Below are 18,288 nucleotides of genomic sequence, written 5' to 3'. Positions count from 1 at the left end.
CAATAAAGCATTATAGTATCATGGAAAACAAGTTAACGATATACAACACGTTAAGTCGAAAAAAAGAGTTATTTGAACCCATTAACCCGCCTTTCGTAGGATTATATGTTTGTGGACCGACCGTATACGGGGACGCTCATCTGGGCCATGCCCGTCCGGCAATCACCTTTGACTTGTTATTCCGTTATCTTAAATTCATGGGATACCGGGTAAGATACGTCCGCAACATCACTGACGTGGGGCACCTCGTGAATGATGCGGATGAGGGAGAAGACAAGATCGCCAAGAAAGCCAAACTGGAACAATTGGAACCGATGGAAGTGGTACAATTCTACTCGAACCGTTACCACAAAAACATGGAGCAACTGAACACGCTGCCCCCCAGCATCGAGCCACACGCATCCGGTCACATTATCGAACAACAGGAATTAATCAAGCAGATCATCGAAAACGGTTTTGCCTACGAAAGCGAGGGAAATATCTATTTCGACGTGGAACGCTATAACCAAAAATATCACTATGGTAAACTATCCGGTCGTAAAATCGATGAATTGTTTGCCAACACGAGAGAACTGAGCGGACAACAGGAAAAACGTAACCCGTTTGATTTCGCTTTGTGGAAAAAGGCCTCCCCGGAACATATCATGCGTTGGCCCTCACCTTGGGGTGTAGGATTCCCGGGCTGGCACCTTGAATGTTCCTGCATGAGTCAGAAATACCTGGGAGAAACATTTGACATCCACGGGGGCGGTTTGGACTTGCAATTCCCGCACCACGAATGTGAAATCGCCCAAAACGTGGCGGCACAAGGACACGAGGCAGTAAAATACTGGATGCACAACAACATGGTGACCATCAACGGGCAGAAGATGGGTAAATCCCTGGGGAACTTCATCACGCTGGATCAGCTCTTCACGGGCGACAACAACGTGCTGGAACAAGCTTACTCCCCCATGACAGTTCGATTCTTCATCCTGCAAGCACACTATCGCAGCCCGCTTGACTTCTCGAACGAGGCATTAAAGGCAGCGGAGAAAGGTTACGAGCGAATGATGGCCGCCGTTTCACAACTTAACAGGTTGAAAGCGTCCAACGAGAACACGGTAGACATCGCCACCTTGCAAGCGAACTGTTTCGAGGCCATGAACGACGACTTGAACACGCCGATACTAATCGCCCACTTGTTCGAAGGCGTCCGCATCATCAACTCCATTGCGGCAGGCTCGGAAAAGATCAACGCGGAAAACTTGGAAATGTTGAAAAACCTGTTCCACAGTTTCGTGTTCGACATCCTCGGTCTCAAGGGAGAAGAGGACTCCAGTGCTAGCAACCAAGCCCTAGGCAAGGTGATCGACGCCATGATGAACGTGCGGAAAACCGCCCGGGCGAACAAGGACTGGGCGACCTCCGACAGCATCCGCGACGAGCTGAAAAACGCAGGTATCCAGATAAAAGACACGAAGGACGGTTACGAATGGAACCTTGAATGATTGCAGATGAAGTGATTTACGATTGAGTGATTACACTTGATCGTAAACACAAGAATCACTAAATCATAAATCACTAAATCACATAATACATTATGCCTTATCTCTACTACATACTACTTTCGCTCCTGTTGCTCTCTGCCTGTCAGGGAGAAAAAAAGAGTAAAGGGAACCAGAACCAGATTACGGTAGACAGCGCCCAAAGCCGCAAAACTACGGGACCTAAATACGTGAAAAGCGTGCAATTCGTGTATCCCATGAAATTCGACACCTGTCGGTTTAACGAGGAACTCAAAATTGTATACGCGAACAACAAGCACTATAAAATAGACTCCGCCCACCTGTTCTTCAACCAGAAACAGATTGCCACGCTCGACAGCGCAACCCGGGAATTCGTGTTCAAAATCCCGAAAGAAAAATGTGGTACCAACACGCTCAAAGTGATCGCGTTCCATCCCAACAACAAATGCGGGGTAGCAACCCAATCCTTTATCGTGAAACCGGATAAGGCACCCCAACCACTTCAATACCAACTGGTGAAAACCTATTCCCATGCCACGGATGCCTCCACGCAGGGATTAGTATATATAGACGGCATTATCTACGAGGGAACCGGGATCAAAGGCCAATCCACCCTGCGCAAGATCGACTTGGAGAACAACAAGACGCTCGCTATGCTGGGGTTGGACAGCCAATATTTCGGAGAGGGGATCACGGTTTACAAGGACAAGATATACCAGCTTACCTGGACTTCCCAGAAAGCATTCGTTTACGACTTGGCTTCTTTCACCCTGTTAACGACATTCGACTACTCTATGGAGCAAGGCTGGGGACTGACCACGATGGGTGACAAACTCGTCATGAGTGACGGTTCACACAACTTATACCACCTGGACCCTAACCTCTTCAGCGTAGTCAAAACCGTGGAAGTCTTCGACAACAAAGGTCCGGTGACCAACTTAAACGAACTGGAATACATAAACGGTTATATCTGGGCAAACGAATGGCTCACAGACCGGATTGTCATCATCGACCCAGAATCAGGCGAAGTAGTACAGGAGCTACTACTTCCGAACCTACTCTCCGCCTCTGAAAGAGCCAAACTAGACCAGAACGACGATGTTTTAAACGGTATCGCGTACAACGAAAAGAAGGGCACGATTTACGTTACCGGAAAACACTGGCCGAAGTTATTTGAGATAAAAACAAAATAATTAAGTGATTCTACGATTTCCGATTCAGTGATGCAGGAATCACCCAATCACGGAATCGGTAATCACCCAATCATTAAATCTAAAATCAAAATTCTATGGTTGACGTAAAAATCGAGCCCTCTTGGAAAGAACTCTTAAAAGATGAATTTGAGAAACCTTATTTCTCCGAGTTGATCCAATTCGTGAAAAACGAGTACAAGACCACGAAGATATATCCTCCGGGAAAACTCATTTTCAATGCCTTTGATCATTGTCCCGCGGAACAAACCAAGGTTGTCATTCTCGGGCAAGACCCGTACCACGGTCCCGGACAGGCGCACGGACTTTGTTTTTCCGTCCCGGAAGGTATCGAGCAACCACCTTCATTACAGAACATTTTCAAAGAAATAAATAACGATTTGGGTAAACCCGTCCCCACGTCCGGCAACCTCGAACGCTGGGCGGAACAGGGAGTGCTATTACTCAACGCCACGTTGACCGTGAGAGCCCATCAGGCTGGTTCACATCAAAACAAAGGTTGGGAAACCTTCACCGATGCCGTCATCAAAATCATTTCCGAGAAAAAAGAAAACCTCGTTTTCTTCCTTTGGGGTTCCTACGCCCAACGCAAAGGCGCCTTCATCAACACCCAACGGCATTTGGTGCTGAAATCCGTACACCCCTCCCCCTTGTCTGCCAACCGGGGCGGCTGGTTCGGCAATCACCAATTCAGTCAGGCAAATGCTTATTTGAAATTGCACGGCTTAAAAGAAATAGAGTGGTAACCACTCTATTTTTTTTCACCCGTGCGATTTCAAGTTACAAGTTACAGGTTAACAAGTTGCAAGTTCAGACAAAACAGGACCTTCATACTTCGAACCTGTAACTTGTAACCCGTTAACCTGCAACTTGAAAATTCAGGGAATTTTCAATCTCCGCAAACGTTTGAAATTTTTCCTTCGTTTCCTTGCATATCTCTGTTTTTAATGCTTAACTTTGATGCACGAATATAAAATATAGCAGCTATGGTTAATTACAAAGACTTAGGACTGGTTAATTCCAGAGAAATGTTCAAGAAAGCAATGGAAGGTAAATATGCTATTCCGGCTTTCAATTTCAATAACATGGAGCAAATGCAGGCTATTGTTGCAGCTTGCGTGGAAACTAAATCTCCTGTTATCTTACAAGTATCCAGCGGTGCCCGTAAATATGCAAATCAAACCATTTTACGCTACATGGCACAAGGTGCGGTTGAATATGCCAAAGAACTTGGATGCAATATTCCAATTTGTCTTCACCTAGACCATGGCGACACGTACGAGTTGTGCGTATCTTGTATCGAAATGGGATTCTCCTCTGTCATGATTGACGGATCGGCCCTTCCTTATGACGAGAACGTGGCATTAACCAAGAAAGTGGTTGAATATGCTCATAAATATGATGTTACCGTAGAAGGTGAACTTGGAGTACTGGCCGGAATCGAAGACGACGTGGTTGCCGCAGCCAGCGTTTACACCAGCCCGGACTTGGTGGAAGACTTCGTGAAGAAAACCGGAGTGGATTCATTGGCCATCTCCATCGGAACTTCCCACGGGGCAAATAAATTCAAACCGGAGCAATGTACCCGTAACGCGGACGGAATCCTCGTTCCTCCCCCATTACGTTTCGACATCCTGGAAGAAATCGAAAGACGTATCCCCGGATTCCCGATCGTTCTTCACGGATCATCCTCCGTACCACAAGACAAAGTTGCTATTATCAATAAATATGGCGGTGCATTAAAAGACGCCGTAGGTATCCCCGAAGAACAATTGCGTAGAGCCGCAACTTCTGCCGTATGCAAAATCAACATCGACTCCGACGGTCGTTTGGCAATGACCGCAGCCGTTCGTGAAGTCTTCGCAAACAAGCCGGCAGAATTCGACCCGCGTAAGTACCTAGGCCCCGCCAGAGATGCATTAAAAGAATTATACAAGCACAAAACGGTACACGTTTTAGGAAGTGCCAACAGGGTAGAATAAAAAAAGGGGCTCAATGAGCCCCTTTTCTTTAAAAAAATACTAACTTTGCGCCCTATTTGGATTTAATACCATAGGAGCAAAATGCAGAAGATTAGAAACATCGCGATTATCGCGCACGTTGACCACGGGAAAACCACATTGGTCGACAAAATGATTTTTCAAGGAAACTTATTCAGAGAAACAGAAAATACGGGTGATCTATTGCTGGATAACAACGACCTGGAGAGAGAACGAGGGATCACCATCCTAGCCAAGAACGTATCCGTTCATTATAAAGATTACAAGATTAATATTATCGATACCCCGGGCCACGCCGACTTCGGTGGAGAGGTGGAACGCGTGTTGAACATGGCTGACGGAGTATTATTATTGGTTGACGCTTTTGAAGGTACCATGCCTCAAACACGTTTCGTACTTCAAAAAGCGCTTGCCCTCGGCAAGAAACCGATCGTTGTCGTGAACAAGGTAGACAAACCGAACTGTCGTCCGGACTTCGTGTACGAGCAAGTATTCGACTTGATGTTCTCTTTGGATGCCACGGAAGAACAATTGGACTTCACCGTAGTTTACGGTAGTGCCAAACAAGGTTGGATGTCCACCGACTGGCACAAACCCACGACGGACATTACCCCGTTATTGGATGCCATCATCAAAGATATTCCCGCCCCGAAAATACAGGAAGGAACCCCGCAGATGCTAATCACGTCTCTGGAATACTCCTCTTACGTGGGACGAATTGCCATTGGTAAACTGACCCGCGGAACATTAAAATCCGGTATGCCAGTCACCCTCTGCAAAAGAGACGGTGTAACACTGGTTAAAACCCGCATCAAAGATTTAATGACTTTCGAGGGAATGGGAAAACAGAAAGTTGACGAGGTGCAATGTGGAGAAATCTGTGCGCTTGTCGGGATCGAGGGATTCGAGATCGGTGATACCATCGCAGACTTCGAGAACCCGGAAGCACTGGCTCCTATCGCAATCGACGAACCAACCATGAGTATGTTGTTCACCATCAACGACTCGCCATTCTTTGGCCGGGACGGTAAATACGTGACCTCCCGCCACATCAAGGAACGTCTGGACCGGGAGCTGGAGAAGAATCTGGCCTTACGGGTGGAACCGGGCCTGACAGCTGATTCATTCGTCGTGTTCGGACGTGGTGTACTTCACTTGAGCGTGCTGATCGAAACCATGCGTCGTGAAGGTTACGAATTACAGGTTGGTCAACCGAAAGTGATCATCAAAGAAGTAAACGGGGTGAAATGCGAACCTGTCGAGGAACTGACCATCGACCTCCCGGAAGAAGTGTCGGGAAAAGCCATCGAGATGGTAAACCGTCGCAAGGGAGTCATGACCAACATGGAACATCGTGACGAACGGGTACATCTGACGTTTAATATTCCTTCACGGGGAATCATCGGTCTGAGAAGTAATCTACTTACCGCTACTGCCGGAGAGGCTGTCATGTCCCACCGTTTGAAAGGTTTCGAACCCTACGCCGGAGAAATTGAAATGCGTACCAACGGCTCTTTGATCGCCATGGAAACCGGAGATTCATTCGCTTATGCCATCAACAAACTGCAAGATAGAGGTAGATTCTTCATCAACCCGGGAGACGAGGTTTACGCCGGACAGGTGATCGGTGAAAGTACCCGGCAGGATGACATCGTGATTAACGTGTGCAAGTCCAAAAAACTGACCAATATGCGTGCCAGTGGTTCCGACGAGAAGACAAACATCGCTCCTCCCATCCTTTTCAGCTTGGAAGAGGCTCTCGAATACATCAAAGAGGACGAATACGTGGAAGTCACCCCGAAATCCATGAGGCTTCGCAAGATTTACCTCGATGAAAACGAAAGGAAAAGAAGAAGCAAAACGATAGAATAACTCAAAACCACCTTCGGGTGGTTTTTTTATTTATTTTCTCTCCCCAAATAAATTTGAATATTATTTCATATCTTTACAAGGCAGTACTCGTCATTAAAATACCAAGTCATGGAAACCGAAAAGAAAGCAACTGAAAAGAATGTCGAACTTACCACCGAGAAGAAGTTGCGGAACGTGCGTACGTGCCTGTATATCCTGATACTTGCAGCCATCACAAAACTGGCCATGACCGATTTCACCGAGTTATCATACCAATCTTGGATCAGCGTGATCATCATCGTGCTGGTCATCATCCTCGTTCTAGCCATAGAAAGAGGTATCCGCAAAAAGTTGAAAGAAGAAGAGTAACCCCTATATCGTCATTTTCACCTGAGAACCATAATCCACGTCATCCGTGAATGCCTGATTAAAATTATATTTTCCGGCATAAATCAATGCAGCCCGGATCGTCCCTCCGTGAGCGAATACACACACCTTCTCGTGTCCCGTCTCCTTCAAATCATCCAAGAAAGCCGACACCCGGTTATACTGTTCCAAAAAACTTTCCGCCCCTCCGGCAGGCATACTCAACCAATCATCATACCATTCCTGCAAACAAGGATCTTGAATCTCATCCCAACGTTGCCCCTCCCAGCTCCCAAAATTCAATTCCTTCAGCCGGTCATCCAGAATCGGATTTTCGTAACCACAGTAAACCGCCAACTTTCTGCAACGTTGTAACGGACTGGAATACACCGCATCAAAGCTCTCCCCTTTCAGTCTCTCCCTCACCTTCCCTGCCTCTTCGAGGAAAGAATCGGCCACGTCAACATCCGAATTCCCGTAACACGTTCCCGGAATAACCGCCGTTTTCGTATGTCTGATCAAAAATACTTCCATATATAAATCGTTTATCTTGTAAAATTCGCTATTTTTTCGATATATCACGAAGATTTACCAATAAATTTAATTTCATAAACAACCTACCAAACTCCACTTGAAATTTACCAAAACAATTCACGAATATTCAATCTTTTGGCAAGATACAGATAAATAGTTGAAAATGTATATCTTATATCCAAGAACAATTACTACATTTGTACAACCCAAGTAAAACATACTGCTTATAAGGTGTAATCCATCTAAAATATGGATAGAACAACTAAAGAATGAAATGTATACCCCAGATTCCCTAGTACAAAAAATCATGGATAGTTTACCCTAACAAAGGCAAGAGTCGCTTGAATAATCAAACGACTCCGTAACTCCTTTAACAACTTGGTTAATGAGCTAATACAAAGATCAGAATAATATTTAATATTACAATAGAAAAACAACAAATTAACAATTCACATAAAACCAACAACACACAAGTCTCTTAACTTCCAGTCTGACTTCATTTAAACTTGACCTTCACCAATCGGGTAAACGTCTTTTCTCCCAACGAAAGGGCAAACTGTTTAAATATCTGCCGTAATAACGGGTCTTGCGTCTCCCGGATCATCTCTTCCGGAACGGGTTCTAAAAGCGCATAAAAATAGTCCTCATCTGCTGAGAGAAAATGAATTTCCAAATCGGGATCCGCTTTCCAATAAATCCCCGAATCCTTACCCCGGGCATAAAGGAAATTATACGCCTCTGCCTGAGGTCCGCAACTGGTGAAATAAAAGAATTTTCCACCCTCACACAAATAGATCGGCATCTTGTAATAATCTGCCCTCATGTAATCCTGTAACATCAAATCACCTTTTAACATCCCGTAAGTATCCGGTATCCCCCGTTTGCCAAAATCAAAGGTGTAGGCCTTCTCCAACTCTCCTTTCGTATTCACCCGGTAACACGCGTTATCACCTCCTTGCGTGCGAATCAGATAAGTATTACCTACGGCCTGCGATACGAGGAAAATATTCACCGTGAACCCGACCTGCGGAATAGAACTCTCCAACTTTTTCCCGTTTTTGTCAAACCGGGTCACTAAGAGGTGTCCCCGTTCAAAATTATTGGTACAAGGAGCCGAGATCGAATAATAATAAAACCCTCCATCCGGAGCCGGAGCAATCTCTTCAAACAATTGTAGAGGCTTGTTCATCGGGAGACGCTCAATTTCACGCCCATCATTCAAATCAAAAAACACGACTTCACTATCTCCATGCGCAAACAACAATTTTTTCTGATCCACACTGATACAGGCATCCTGATGATAAGGACATTCTTTCCCTTGATTATATTTCATTGAAAATTGATATTTCCCGGCAGCATCAAAACACATCACCTCCCGCCCGTACACGAGAAACAAATCCCCATTAGGTCCGATCAGCAATTTTTTCCTCATCCATTCCAATGACTCGGCATCAAAACGCTGTTTAATCGGGATCACTTGTATTTCCTCAATCCGGTCCGCCAGATCGGTAACCAAAGTACATTGTTCCAACGGCCGCAGCGCCCGAACTTGTTCTTGGGCAGAAAGCGTATGCCCCCAAAAGCCCAGACAACAAAAGCAAAAACAGATCATCATTGATTTCATTTCCATAAATTGTTTTGGTATCCTACAAATTTATCACAAATATCTGTAAATACGTTGCTTTTAACCGATTTATAAACGAATCAATTCCCTCCACACCTAGGGATGCTCAAGTTCATCATGGTTCGCTTTAAACTCTTCTGCCCACTGGTTCAATTTTGCTTGCAATAATTGTTTATTAGGCAGATAGAGTGCATATTGCGTAGCGTAAATATTAGCATCGTCCGGTAATGTCAGTTTCACCAAAGCCTCATTTTGTTCTTTACAAAGTAAGATGCCAATAGTAGGTTTCTCGAAAGACTGCTTCACATATCTGTCATAATAATTGACATACATTTGCATCTGCCCCAAGTCTTGATGTGTCAGTTTATCTATCTTCAAGTCAATCAAACAATAACACTGTAACAAGCGATTGTAAAATACTAAATCAACAAAAAAATGTTCTTCATTAAACGTGAAACGCTTTTGTCTTGCTTCAAATAGGAAACCCTTGCCCAATTCAAGTAAAAAATCTTGTAGCTTATCTATGATTGCTGTTTCCAATTTACTTTCTGAATATGTCGTCTCTGACTTCAATCCTAAAAATTCTAACGTCAAGGGGTTCTTTATAAGATCCAATGATTTTTCTACTGTTTGGCCCTCCTTTGACAAACGAACGACCTCATGTTTGTTGCGACTTAATGCCAAACGTTCATACAGACTGGAATTCACTTGACGCTGTAACTGCCGGACACTCCATTGTTGCTGTGCACATTCTATCTCATAAAAACTACGTTCAGAAGGATTTTCTATACGCATCAATATCAGATAGTGTGACCAACTTAGCGTAAAACTCTTTTGAGAAATTTGCGAGAACGCTTCAAACTTACCAATTTCGTAAACAGTGTTTACGAAATCCTTTCCAAGTGACTTTTTCTGAATCGGATCAATCATGTTTACCGAATCTGCATAAACCAAATAAAATTTTCGATAGAGTGTCAAATTCTCAACAGACCATCCCCTTCCGTATTTTTCTATTAGTTTTTGAGATAACTGTTTCAGAACAGATTTCCCATATTCAGCCCGATGCGCCCCCTGTTGTTCATCCTCAACAATATACTTACCTGTTTCAAAATTAGCATATACCATTGTGATATTTACCGTAGATGCAATATTTTTACGTGCAGTCTCTATTAATAAAGAAATTCTAGCGAATAGAGCCTCTGCTCTTTCATCTAATTTTCTATCTATGTTACAATTATCCATTTCCTTATTCTCTGTTACTTAGAATTTTATTAACACCTAGTATTCGCTATATTTCTGCAAGCATTTTATATTTATCTCGGTCATCTCATTCTAAAATGTCTCGTAGTTATATGCCATCAAGAGTTACAAAAATAACAAAAGAAACTGATATTTAGCGAGCTTTTACACTGAAAATCAGTGCCATTAAGTAATTTTATCCCAATAAATCAACATCAATACAAATCTTCATGTTGCCTTTTGTACTTATTCATGCCAACGTCAATTCTGAATTTGTTTACGATAGATGATCAATACCTGATCACTACCTAACACAATATTTTCAATAACTTGTTAATATACTTTATGAACCTTATTTAGAATAAGGTTCATATAAGGTTTCTATAAGGTATCTATAAGGTTCATGACGGTAATCATCCGGTATTCATCAACTAATAAAAATGTAATCGGAACTAACGTCAGCACTAATCATGCATCATCTCGGACATAAAAAGCACCATTCTCCCGTGTATTCCACGTTAGAATGGTGCCTTTCTCAAAATTCAAACAGCTATACTAGTATCTTTTGAAATCAATACTTTTGATCTTGCACAACCCGGACCAGCTAAAGCCGGGAACCTCCTCCACGATAATATTATTCGGATCATTCATCACCTTGTACATTGTCAGCGTTCCTCCCGTCTCCTTTGGTAACGAGGGATCGTAAGTACCCACGTAGAAGAAATCATCACCGGCTCCCACGTCAATCAAAATGTCGTAGTGTAGCAACGTTATTTCCTGACCACCAAAATCCCTAAGTAATTGCACTTTTTCCGCCACGTAATCATACGCGTACAGTTTCGAACCGGTAGCGTAAATCAAATAGGTTCTTTGCGCACTAACCCCGAAGAATTTCGCCTTGTCAATATCCGTGACTTTATCCAAAGAGTATTTTTTCTTCTTCTCGATACTTTCCCAGCCCCACTGGTACTTCAACGCATAGCAATACAAGTAGTAACTCCCCTTGCTATCAGTCAACACGGTAAACGAATACCCGTCCAACAAACGACTACTTATACTTGTCACGTAATCCAGCCCCGTTTTCCAAGAGAAAATTTCCACGTCATCCCGTGTATCTTTCAGCGTGTCACAATATCCCACAGGTGACCCGTAAGATCTTCCCCCGGTATAAACAAAACGTTTCGCATCATTATTGTACAACATATAATAATACGCCATAGCCTTCGGATTATAAGCAATCTTGTCCCCGATAGAGAAAAGATCGTAAGTTCCCTGATAATGATTCGCCGGATTCTGGAATACGGAACTGGAGATCAAGAAACCGTTATGAAACAACTTATTATCAATAATTGCTGCCCTGTTATAGCTACGAAGTTGAGCAACCTCCTGAAGAACGAAATGATCCAATGCCTCCGGGTCATAAAAATTATACTTCAGATGCGTGTGGTCACCTCCCTTGAAATTATCCCGATCCAAACGGTACGTACCGTCTTCCGTCGAAATGTGAATCATGTTATCCCTGTAATTATCAACCACCCATACTTTCACCGGACCTCTCAACACGGGCAGCCCGCTATCGTGCAACATATCTTTCAACACCATCGTGTCCACGGAATAAGTAATCATGTCCAGTTGGGCCTCCCCGTTACTGTTCTCCCCGAGAATAATCCAACCGCTGGTAAGCAAATCTTGAACCTGCATCGCTGTCGCATTCCAATATTCCATTGTATTCAGCGTATCCGTCACCTTAAAATACAACGTGTAGGTCTCCGTTGGCAGACTTACGGGAAAGACCAAATCACGCTCATTCCCAAGAGGGTATTCTGTAAAATCGACTCCATTAGACCGGGCCACCCACTCGAATTTCAGATGTGAGTTTTCCGCCAACTTGAAATCAATTTCGGGTGAAATCCGGAGCGTGTCCACGAACGACGTGAGGATATAAGCCGTGTCAAAACCACGATCACCGATAGTGATTTCATTAAATTCATGGTAATCGTAATTCCCTTTATCATCATAACATCCCATGCATAAAGCTATCGCGAATAGCACGAGTAAACTTAGTTTCTTTTTCATAACTTTCATTATTCAACATTACTAAATTAAAGGTCCCACGGCCATTTTCACCGGATTACCATCCTTGTCCTTCTCGTCCTCGTAAACGGTCTGCCCCTTTGCCTCCATCTCCTTCAAGTATTTATCCAACCCTTGGGCATACGTGCGTTGTCTTTCCATATCCATTTCGATCACGTTATCAAAATCAGCCATCTTCAAACCGAACATCTCGCACAGTAATTTGACTTTCTTTTTAGAGTAGGGACCAAAATAATTCACCGTCCACGCCTTCGGCATGAAAACCTCGTCTGAAAGACCCACCACGTGACGAACAACATTCTGTATCTCTTTCGTGTAATCCTTGTTTTCCAAGGGTCTCCACACATCCATCGGTAACGAGAAATACTCATTTTCCATCAACTGCAAGGTCACGTAATACGTCGAATCCAACATTTTCGCCTGACGGAATCCCGTGAATTCCACGAATCCGTCACGTTCCCCGGCGGTAATCACGTAACGTTCCTCCAGGGGAGCGTAATCCTCGTTCACTAACGCGGTAGTCAACGAATCGACGACCGATACGGTAAAATAGCGGTCATAATTCACGACATCCCCCATCACCCGGACTTTCAATCGCACCGTACTATCATTTTCCAACAACAAGGAAAAGGGGATCAATGTAGTGTCCATATGAGACCAAATTTCCGGATCACCATATAAACTGGGTGGTACTTCCTGTACCGAAAAATAAACCCCGTCTTTCCCCTCGTAATCCATCATTTCTTTCTCACACCCAAGAAATGACAAAACGACAACTAATAGAAATATATATTTTTTCATACGAAGACATTTTAATTATTTACCAAGATCGTTTTCTTTTCTATAATCTTGTTCCGACTGCGGCAGATCAAACAAGTAAAAGCGTTCTTCCATCGAAACAACGTTTCCCTGTTTCTCGCCGGATGCAATCTCGGTTTTCCCCTTGCGTTTATAAAGCCAGAATAACTGTCCTTCACCCACAAACTCCCGCTTGTACTCTTGCTCGATACTCGCAGTCAGATCGGCATCATCCTGAATGTTTTTCACATTACGTGCCGTTCTCACCGCATTCAGATAATTCCGTCCCTCTTTCGGGTCCGGACAGCACTCGGCCGCGATAAGATACACTTCGGACACCCGGAGTACAGGCATGATATAACGATAGCCCTTGCTAATTTTCGTTTTCGTGTCAATATCATCCACATCCTTGTACTTGATCACGTGGAGATACGAGTTATTATCCGGATCAACCATTTCCGCGAACCAGTATGCAAGCCGGAAATCATTGTCATCTCCGTCGTATATATTCTGCATAATGTCCTTATCAATACGTAACACGCTACCTTGTTTCAAGTTAGCCCCGAAACCGACCTCATAAACACTTTCCTTTCTTTTCAGGTTATACAGGCCAAACAAGATTTCACTTTGGAAAATACGATCTTCTTTATCTGTCGTCACCACTTCTTCCCGGGTCACGAAGGGGAACCATTTATGTTCCTCGTGTATCCCGCGAATCATTTTCTCCGCGTACTCCCAAGCGACCTCCTTTTCCCCGCAGTAGAGAGCCACACGGGCCAATAAAGCCTGGACGGCATAGTAATTCAGACGCATGGAGCGATAACGCATATCATTCACGCCCCCTTCCGGATCATCACCCCACACGGCCCCTGTTTCAATCACGGGGTCATACCCGGTCAACGACTCCTCCGCATTTTTCAAATCTTCCATAATCAGCCGGGCGATTTCCTTTGCCGGTAGTAAAGGATTCACCTTTGTCTCGGAAGTCAAAGCATAAGGGATACACTCTTTTTCCTTGTCCTTGCTATAACTGGGACCGAATATACGGAACAGTTCGAAATGTAACAAAGCACGTAGAGCCAGAGCCTCTCCCTTGATCATGTGATAATAGGTATCATCCAGCACATTCCGGTCGGATTCGCAATGCTCCAGTATAGTATTGACGTTATTCAAAAGGGCGTACGACCGATTCCAACAACCACTCACGGCATTATTCCGGGTCACGTTATCAAAATCTGCCAAAGATTTATAACTATGATCCTTCTCCCGGCAGGTATAGTATTGTGCCAAAATATCAGTCATTCCCCACGTCAGAGTCTTCCCGTACATACTTGAATTCAACAAGTCTATATAAATACCATTCAACGCCGTCATGAATCCCCGGGGAGTACGGAAAAGATCGTTCTCCATGATCCGGTCCTCCGAACTGACTTTCAACCAATCGGAGCAAGACAACGTGAGGGCGCCAAGCACCACGCACACTAATAATTTCAATTTTCGTATCATATCCACACTTGTTTTAAAATCTTACACCTAAGGAAAAACTTACCGAACGGGCAAAAGGATAATCCAGACCCCGCTCCTCTTTAAAAGAAGAGATCCGGAAAATATCATTCATGTAAACCCGGAAATTCATTCCCTGAATTCCCGCTACCCGCAACCATGCAGCGTCCATATCGTAACCGATTGAAATGGATTCACCGGAAAAAGTGTTCTCCGTCACCACGAAACGGGAAGACATCGGCGTGGAAGAATAATCATCTATCGCCTTGAATTTTGCCTTATCTCCCGGTTTCTTCCAACGGTCGTACAAAGCTCGTTTGTCTTGATTCCTACCGATATTGTCTTGGGTGATATTCTCCACTTTATCATACAATGCCGAGGCCATGGTCTCTTTGCCCAAGCTATAACGGAAACTGAAAGAGGCAGACAATTTCTTGTAATAGAATGACATTCCGACAATTCCCTCTACATCCGGAACGGATGATCCCACGATCACCTCGTCGGACGCGGAATACAAGAAAGTTTGCGTTCCATCCTTTTTCAAGAAGACTTCACGCCCGGTAGCCGGATCGATTCCCAAAGAAGGAACAGCCCACAAATCGTCCGGGCTACCACCCTCGTAATAACGATTTAAGGCAGTAGAACTCCCCACTTTGTTCAAGTAATCCAATTTATCCCCGATGTCACGATATTCCGAATGGTTCGCCCGTGCGTTCATGTTTACGCTGCAAGACAAATCCTTTTTCCGCAGAAAAACATAATTCAATGTTCCCGTCCATCCCCTGGAAATTTGCCTTCCCATGTTCGTGTACAAGCTCGTCGCCGCGGCAGAAGGAGGCATCCCGATGGAAACCAGCAAAGGGTCCGTATCTTTGAAATAATAGTCAAAAGTCACACGAATCCGGTTGTTCAAAACAGACAGATCGACACCGATGTTTTTATCCACGGTTCGCTGCCATTCCAAGTTTTTATTCCCGTACTTCTGAATCAACGCACTCGCCCCGAACATATTTTGCAACTCGACATTATACACGTAGGTCTTTTGTGATATGTAGGCATCGAAGTTTTCGTTTCCCGGATTACCGATTGATCCCCGGATTTTCAAATTGTTGATCCACCCCAATTTTTTTATAAATTCCTCGTTATGAACATTCCATGCCAAACCGACAGCCCACGTCGTGGAGAAAAGTTTGTTGCTGCCGAAAACGGAAGTCCCGTCAGCTCGCAGGTTGAAGTCCATCAGATAACGATTGTCATACGAGTAGTTCAAGTTCATGAAAAAACTGGTGGAACGCCGACGATCTTTCGAGTAAGTAGGCTTTTGATTTTCCCTGAAACCCGTGGAATAGGCAGGATTCTTGTGGAAGTCATCGTTAAACCCGACCACGCTGTAACCGGATGCTTCCGAGCGAGATTCACTAAAAGACCATCCTCCAACAAAGTTTACTTGATGAACATTCTTAAATATTTTACCAAAAATAATGTTCAAATCACCATTGTACGAGAAGCTTTCATGCTGATTAGACGAGAAAGAACCCTTCTTCAATTTCTCCGTCTCCAAAAAATCCGTGTGATTCGGGGACTTGAATGCTTCTGTTTTCGAGATGCTCTTGGATATACCCAACCGAGCCCGGAGTCTCAGGGCATCGAAGGTAGTCCATTCCATCGTGAAATTGTCCCTCAACGCGAGATCCTTGGTTGTATTCGTGTTTTCAATGTTCCACACGTACAAGGGATTCAGCATATCCTCCCCGTACAACCCTGTCTTTCTCTCCAAATACATGGGAATTGTACCGTTTTCCTGTCTTTTCCGGTAATACGGGTTTGCTCTTGAAAATTCGGAGAAAGCCACCGGCTCCCGGTCAGAATTAGAGAGATCCATGCTCGCTTTGTTCGAGAAGAGTAAACCTTTTTTACGGTAAATCAAGTCAATGTTCACTCCCATACCGTCACGGTTGGACTTTTTCATCACACCATCACGGTTATTGTAGCTGATACCCAAACCGTAACGCATGGCTTGGTCACCTCCGTCAATGTACAAGTTATGAGAATGATTGAAGACGGTTCGTAACGGTTCGCTTAACCAATAAGTGTCCACCCCTCTCAGCACTTCTTTTAACCGGGAATAATAATCCTGCATTTTCTGAAGTTTATCAACAAAACCGTCATATCCTTCCATGGGAGAATAACGCCCGGCTAATAACTCGTATTCCAGTTTTTCGGAAGCGTTCATTAAATTGTAATCCGACAAATCGGCAAACGAGATCCCGTAATTCCCACTGTATGACAGCCGTAACTGGCCTGACTCCGGTGATTTCGTTTCCACGACAATCACCCCGTTAGCCGCCTTCGACCCGTAGATAGCCGTGGACGCTGCATCTTTCAAGATCGTCACGCTTGCCACCCGATCCATATTTAGGTTAATGATGGTTTCCAGCGTGGTCTCCACACCATCCAAGATGAACAAGGGCTGATTGGGGTCGTTCTCAAACTCTGTCTGCAATCCGACCACGCTCGTCTTTCCCCGGATTTCAATTTTGGGCATACGATTCGGGTCTGATCCCCATTGTTTGTTCTCCAAGACCATCATGGCCGGGTCCAGCGTTTTCAAACTCTGGATGATATTCTGAGCACCAACCATTTTCAACTCCTTGGCGGAATAGGTGGATGCCGACCCCGTGTAACTATTCTTATCCCGGGAGTAGATACCCGTGATGATCACTTCCTCAAGACCTTCTACTTCCTCTTCCATCGTGACGATCACTTTCTTTCCCGGAGTCACGTCCTTTTCCACCGGTTTCATCCCGATAAACGAGAAGACCAGCATAGTTTTCCCCGCCTTTGTTGCCGGGAAACGGAATGCACCGTGCGTGTCCGTAGAAGTACCCGTTTGGGTCCCTTTCAACAAAACGGTCACTCCGGGTAACGGATTGCCCTCCGTGTCCATGACTTCTCCCTCGTAAAATCCTAGTTTCTGATTTCCCGGTTTCCCTGCCGCTACAACCGAATCTTGCCGTGTGGAAGTTCCCGATAAAGGATCGATCTCTCCCCGGCTTGAACCACTCGTCCCGGCTCTTGTCAACAAGGGAAAGCCCAGCAATAAGATGATAAGCAAGCGGGAAATCGCGGTGACGGTCTTTTTTTCCGATAGCAATTTTTGCCGAAAAAATTTCCTGTCATAAGTTTTTTTCATAACTTTGATAATTAATTGGTTTATAAAACTAATGATGCAAGGGGGTGATATTCAACGTGCAAAGTTTAGGATTCACCCTCTTTTTTTCATCCTTCTAATAAGAAAAATCTCTCTAATTTTTCATGCCTTATAAATTTTGGGTATTTATTCATTCCGTTTATTTTAATCAAGTTGCAACCTTAATATCCTTTATCAATCGAAAATTTCTTTTATAGTGCCGATCCCCACCGGCAAAAAATGATACAATAAAAAAAGCGAGGACCGTCAACAGTTCTATCTTATCTGAGGCATCGCCAAACGCCTTGTAGTAAATAGACAACGATCCACGCCTAACCAGCGTGAACTCACCGTCTAATCTTACTACTTC

General features: G+C 44.2%; 13 protein-coding genes. 6 read left to right on the top strand and 7 right to left on the bottom strand.

What is annotated here, in order from left to right; all coding sequences use genetic code 11:
* Nucleotides 1-20 precede the first annotated feature (20 nt).
* From cysS to F1644_RS15290, 6 genes are all read left to right on the top strand, one after another.
* Nucleotides 21-1,490, top strand: coding sequence for a cysteine--tRNA ligase (gene cysS, locus F1644_RS15315; protein WP_118305360.1), 1,470 nt, complete (start codon nt 21-23; stop codon nt 1,488-1,490).
* 92 nt (nt 1,491-1,582) lie between these two features.
* Nucleotides 1,583-2,701, top strand: a complete 1,119-nt coding sequence (locus F1644_RS15310; RefSeq protein ID WP_118305361.1) for a glutaminyl-peptide cyclotransferase — start codon at nt 1,583-1,585, stop codon at nt 2,699-2,701.
* 95 nt (nt 2,702-2,796) lie between these two features.
* The gene (ung, locus tag F1644_RS15305) at nt 2,797-3,465 is read left to right on the top strand and encodes a uracil-DNA glycosylase (protein ID WP_118305362.1); all 669 of its coding nucleotides are present in this window, start codon (nt 2,797-2,799) and stop codon (nt 3,463-3,465) included.
* Between the two features lie 240 nt (nt 3,466-3,705).
* Nucleotides 3,706-4,701 (top strand): class II fructose-bisphosphate aldolase, encoded by a 996-nt coding sequence (locus tag F1644_RS15300; protein WP_087419689.1) that lies wholly within the window; start codon nt 3,706-3,708, stop codon nt 4,699-4,701.
* 81 nt (nt 4,702-4,782) lie between these two features.
* The gene (gene typA / locus F1644_RS15295; protein WP_118260925.1) at nt 4,783-6,591 is read left to right on the top strand and encodes a translational GTPase TypA; all 1,809 of its coding nucleotides are present in this window, start codon (nt 4,783-4,785) and stop codon (nt 6,589-6,591) included.
* Nucleotides 6,592-6,699: 108 nt separating this feature from the next.
* The gene (locus F1644_RS15290) at nt 6,700-6,939 is read left to right on the top strand and encodes a hypothetical protein (protein ID WP_087419687.1); all 240 of its coding nucleotides are present in this window, start codon (nt 6,700-6,702) and stop codon (nt 6,937-6,939) included.
* A 3-nt stretch (nt 6,940-6,942) separates the two neighbouring features.
* Here the strand turns inward: F1644_RS15290 and cobC are convergent, their stop codons facing one another.
* The 7 genes from cobC to F1644_RS15255 all read right to left on the bottom strand — a co-directional run bounded on the left by cobC (nt 6,943) and on the right by F1644_RS15255 (nt 17,921).
* Nucleotides 6,943-7,470: an alpha-ribazole phosphatase gene (gene cobC / locus F1644_RS15285; protein WP_118305363.1), complete on the bottom strand. Its 528-nt coding sequence runs from the start codon at nt 7,468-7,470 to the stop codon at nt 6,943-6,945.
* Nucleotides 7,471-7,966: 496 nt separating this feature from the next.
* On the bottom strand, nt 7,967-9,100 hold the full coding sequence (locus F1644_RS15280) for a hypothetical protein (protein ID WP_118305364.1): 1,134 nt from the start codon (nt 9,098-9,100) through the stop codon (nt 7,967-7,969).
* 90 nt (nt 9,101-9,190) lie between these two features.
* Nucleotides 9,191-10,336: a PDDEXK nuclease domain-containing protein gene (locus tag F1644_RS15275; protein WP_118305365.1), complete on the bottom strand. Its 1,146-nt coding sequence runs from the start codon at nt 10,334-10,336 to the stop codon at nt 9,191-9,193.
* 552 nt (nt 10,337-10,888) lie between these two features.
* Nucleotides 10,889-12,409, bottom strand: coding sequence for a PKD-like family lipoprotein (locus F1644_RS15270; RefSeq protein WP_158572049.1), 1,521 nt, complete (start codon nt 12,407-12,409; stop codon nt 10,889-10,891).
* Nucleotides 12,410-12,430: 21 nt separating this feature from the next.
* Nucleotides 12,431-13,228, bottom strand: a complete 798-nt coding sequence (locus tag F1644_RS15265; protein WP_118305367.1) for a DUF4843 domain-containing protein — start codon at nt 13,226-13,228, stop codon at nt 12,431-12,433.
* 15 nt (nt 13,229-13,243) lie between these two features.
* A complete protein-coding gene (locus F1644_RS15260) occupies nt 13,244-14,731 on the bottom strand; it encodes a RagB/SusD family nutrient uptake outer membrane protein (RefSeq protein WP_118305368.1) in 1,488 nt (495 codons plus the stop codon).
* A gap of 13 nt (nt 14,732-14,744) precedes the next feature.
* Nucleotides 14,745-17,921 (bottom strand): SusC/RagA family TonB-linked outer membrane protein, encoded by a 3,177-nt coding sequence (locus F1644_RS15255; protein WP_229782491.1) that lies wholly within the window; start codon nt 17,919-17,921, stop codon nt 14,745-14,747.
* Nucleotides 17,922-18,288 lie beyond the last annotated feature (367 nt).

The organism is Butyricimonas paravirosa (genome assembly GCF_032878955.1).
In the GTDB taxonomy this organism is placed as follows: Bacteria; Bacteroidota; Bacteroidia; order Bacteroidales; family Marinifilaceae; genus Butyricimonas; species Butyricimonas paravirosa.
This window is presented reverse-complemented; position numbering and strand designations above follow the sequence as displayed.

What these genes read in the sequence shown, in the direction of transcription:
- typA (WP_118260925.1), top strand. Translation starts at nt 4,783, where the DNA reads ATGCAGAAGATTAGAAACATCGCGATTATCGCGCACGTTGACCACGGG.
- F1644_RS15270 (WP_158572049.1), bottom strand. Translation starts at nt 12,409, where the DNA reads ATGAAAAAGAAACTAAGTTTACTCGTGCTATTCGCGATAGCTTTATGC.
- F1644_RS15310 (WP_118305361.1), top strand. Translation starts at nt 1,583, where the DNA reads ATGCCTTATCTCTACTACATACTACTTTCGCTCCTGTTGCTCTCTGCC.
- F1644_RS15260 (WP_118305368.1), bottom strand. Translation starts at nt 14,731, where the DNA reads ATGATACGAAAATTGAAATTATTAGTGTGCGTGGTGCTTGGCGCCCTC.
- F1644_RS15280 (WP_118305364.1), bottom strand. Translation starts at nt 9,100, where the DNA reads ATGGAAATGAAATCAATGATGATCTGTTTTTGCTTTTGTTGTCTGGGC.
- F1644_RS15300 (WP_087419689.1), top strand. Translation starts at nt 3,706, where the DNA reads ATGGTTAATTACAAAGACTTAGGACTGGTTAATTCCAGAGAAATGTTC.
- F1644_RS15265 (WP_118305367.1), bottom strand. Translation starts at nt 13,228, where the DNA reads ATGAAAAAATATATATTTCTATTAGTTGTCGTTTTGTCATTTCTTGGG.
- cobC (WP_118305363.1), bottom strand. Translation starts at nt 7,470, where the DNA reads ATGGAAGTATTTTTGATCAGACATACGAAAACGGCGGTTATTCCGGGA.
- ung (WP_118305362.1), top strand. Translation starts at nt 2,797, where the DNA reads ATGGTTGACGTAAAAATCGAGCCCTCTTGGAAAGAACTCTTAAAAGAT.
- F1644_RS15275 (WP_118305365.1), bottom strand. Translation starts at nt 10,336, where the DNA reads ATGGATAATTGTAACATAGATAGAAAATTAGATGAAAGAGCAGAGGCT.
- F1644_RS15255 (WP_229782491.1), bottom strand. Translation starts at nt 17,921, where the DNA reads ATGAAAAAAACTTATGACAGGAAATTTTTTCGGCAAAAATTGCTATCG.
- cysS (WP_118305360.1), top strand. Translation starts at nt 21, where the DNA reads ATGGAAAACAAGTTAACGATATACAACACGTTAAGTCGAAAAAAAGAG.
- F1644_RS15290 (WP_087419687.1), top strand. Translation starts at nt 6,700, where the DNA reads ATGGAAACCGAAAAGAAAGCAACTGAAAAGAATGTCGAACTTACCACC.